A 2,344-nucleotide genomic window follows, 5' to 3' on the forward strand; every position below is an offset into this window, starting at 1 on the left:
CGAACCGGTCCTTGTGGGCGTCGATGAAGGCGAACATCTGCTGGGTCGGCGGTCGAGCTCCGCCGCGAAGAAAGCCGAGGCCGCCTTGAGGATCTCATTCGCTCGGCGCAGCTCCCGGACCTCCCGCTCCAGGCCCTTGAGCCGCTCACGCTCCTCGCTGGTCAGCCCCGGTCGCGAGCCCGTATCAGTCTCGGCCTGGCGGACCCACTTGCGCAGCGTCTCTGCCGAGATGCCGAACTTGTGGGCGATGGAGCAGATCGCGGCCCACTGGGAGGGGTGCTCGTTCTGGTGCTCGAACACCAGTCTGACGGCCCGCTCCCGCAGCTCCTGGGGATACCTGCCTGGTCGTGTCATGGCTCCAACCTCTCACGAGTCGGAGCCTCCAGAAATCCTGGTGTGTGACGGCCTGGGCATCGGGGGTCTGGGCTTCGGCCGGGTCGTCGAGCGACTGGTGCGGTCAGAGGCCCGCCCGACGACCACCGAAGCCACAGGCTTTGTCAGGAGCGCGGTGCGCAACCTGTGCCCAGCGCAGGCCAGCGCCGTCCCAGCCTGACGTCGACAGGCTGACTGCTGTGGCTGCTGCTTGCCGGCATCGGCCGCGTCTCTTGCTGCTTGGTTTGTCCACTTACAAGAGGGTTTGCGTTTTCCCTCCCGGTTATGAGTGACTTGGCCCTGCGGCCTCCCGGGTGGATGGGCCGCGTGTCCGGTCCAACGCACCGCTGCCACAGGCAGCGGTGAACGGTAACAAGTCGACCCGTGAACGACCGCCCCTGCCCCTGCCGGTCCCTTCCTCAAGCCGCGTCCAGCCCAGCCTGGCCGCGTCGTGGGTTTTCGCAGGGAAAGGTGGCGGTAGATGCGCAAGCTGACCGTGGCCCTTGGCCTGGTGGTTGGGTTGGCCGTTGGTCTTGTGGCCGTGGCAGAGCCACAGTCGGCCCAGGCGGCCACTGGCGACAATCTGGTGTTGGTCTGGAACGGGGAGACGCTGGACGCCATCCGCAGCTTGTCGCCTGGCCCCACGGTGGCTGTGCGAGCCCTCGCGGTGGTACACACGGCCATCTATGACGCCTGGGCGGCCTACGATGCCGTCGCGGTCGGTACCCGGCTGGGCGCCAACCTGCGCCGCCCGGTCGCCGAACGCACCCAGGCCAACAAGGAGCGGGCGGTCAGCTTCGCCGCCTACCTGGCCCTGGTCGACCTGTTCCCCGCTCGCCAGGCCGCCTTCGCCCAGCGAATGGCCGCCCTCGGGTACGCCACCGATGGCACCGACACCTCGACGGCGGCCATGGTCGGGACCACCGCGGCCCAGGCGGTGGTGAACTTTCGGCACAACGACGGGGCCAACCAGCTCAACGGGTACGCCGACACCAGCGGCTATGTGCCGGTCAACACCTGGGACAAGGTCGTGGACCCTGATCGCTGGCAGCCACTGTGTGTGCCCCTGCCGGCGCCGGGGGCGACCGAGTGCCCGGCCCAGCAGAAGTACCTGACCCCGCACTGGCGCACCGTGGTCCCGTTTGGGTTGAAGTCGGCTGACCAGTACCGGCCCGACTACGGCCCGGCGGTGTCGGTCGAGAAGGGCAAGCCCAGCAGCGCCTATTTGAAAGAGGTCGACCAGCAACTCCTGTATAGCGCCAGCCTGACCGACACCCACAAGGTCATCACCGAATACTGGTCCGACGGCCCCCGAAGCGAGCTGCCACCCGGGCACTGGAACGTGTTCGCCCAATGGGTGTCCCGCCGCGACCGCCACAGCCTGGACCGCGACGCCAAACTGTTCTTTGCCCTCAACAATGCGCTGCTGGATGCCAGCATCACCGCCTGGGACGCCAAACGCCAGTGGGATTCGGTCCGGCCGATTACCGCGGTCCGCTGGCTCAAGCGCGGCCAGCTGGTCCGGGCCTGGGGTGGCCCGTATCAGGGCACCAAGACCATCCGGGGCGAGGACTGGCTGCCCTACCAGCCGGCCACCTTCCCCACCCCGCCGTTCCCCGAGTACATCTCTGGGCACTCGACCTTCAGCGCCGCCGCCGCCGCGGTCCTGCAGGAGTTCACCGGCAAAGATGACCTGGGCATGTCGATCACCATCCCGGCCGGTAGCTCCAAGGTCGAACCGGGTGCGGTGCCGCCGGCGCCGGTGACCTTGTCCTGGAAGTCGTTCACCGAAGCCGCCGACCAGGCCGGCCTGTCGCGCCTGTATGGCGGCATCCACTTCGACGACGGCGACCTGGAGGCCAGAGAGGCCGGCCGAGAGGTGGGCGAGCAGGCCATGGACACGGCCGTCACCTACTTCAGCGGCAAGGCCATCCTCAAGACCAAGACCTAGACCAGACCAGCCAGCCGGCGC

At 68.1% G+C, this 2,344-nt stretch carries 1 protein-coding gene and 1 pseudogene; one reads left to right on the top strand and one right to left on the bottom strand.

The genetic code is table 11. The features are described from left to right. A pseudogene (locus VF468_03335) lies at positions 1-354 on the bottom strand (transposase). A gap of 499 nt (positions 355-853) precedes the next feature. Here VF468_03335 and VF468_03340 point away from each other — a divergent pair. Next, positions 854-2,323, top strand: a complete 1,470-nt coding sequence (locus tag VF468_03340) for a vanadium-dependent haloperoxidase (GenBank protein HEX5877346.1) — start codon at positions 854-856, stop codon at positions 2,321-2,323. The last annotated feature ends 21 nt before the right edge of the window (positions 2,324-2,344 follow it).

Source organism: Actinomycetota bacterium (assembly GCA_036280995.1).
Taxonomy (GTDB): Bacteria; Actinomycetota; CALGFH01; order CALGFH01; family CALGFH01; genus CALGFH01.

What these genes read in the sequence shown, in the direction of transcription:
- VF468_03340 (HEX5877346.1), top strand. Translation starts at nt 854, where the DNA reads ATGCGCAAGCTGACCGTGGCCCTTGGCCTGGTGGTTGGGTTGGCCGTT.